Source organism: Acinetobacter lwoffii (assembly GCF_024129685.1).
GTDB classification, from domain to species: Bacteria; Pseudomonadota; Gammaproteobacteria; order Pseudomonadales; family Moraxellaceae; genus Acinetobacter; species Acinetobacter lwoffii_X.
In genome coordinates, this window is record NZ_JAMXXL010000091.1 from 1 (window position 1) to 322 (window position 322).

Below are 322 nucleotides of genomic sequence, written 5' to 3' on the forward strand. Positions count from 1 at the left end.
TGATTACCGATGGAACCACACATGATGTTAAAGTTGCACCTGATTTAATATCAACATTAGATTTAAAAGAGACAAAAGTGGTATGTGCAGATAAAGGCTATGATTCAGAACCACTGCGTGAACAGATCAGGAAAACAGGGACTAAAGCGAATATACCAAAGAAAACAAATAGCCAATCGAACAATGACCATATGGACTGGTATTTATATAAAATCAGGCATTTAGTTGAAAATATGTTTTGTAGATTAAAGCAATTTAGAGGAATAGCTACTCGATATGACAAGCTCAAAAGAAATTATCAAAGTTCTGTTGCTTTAGCCTG

1 pseudogene is annotated in these 322 nt (G+C 34.2%); it reads left to right on the forward strand.

Going from position 1 to position 322, the window contains the following annotated elements:
- Positions 1 to 322 (forward strand): annotated as a pseudogene (locus NI464_RS15795) (IS5-like element ISAba31 family transposase); the annotation flags it as partial.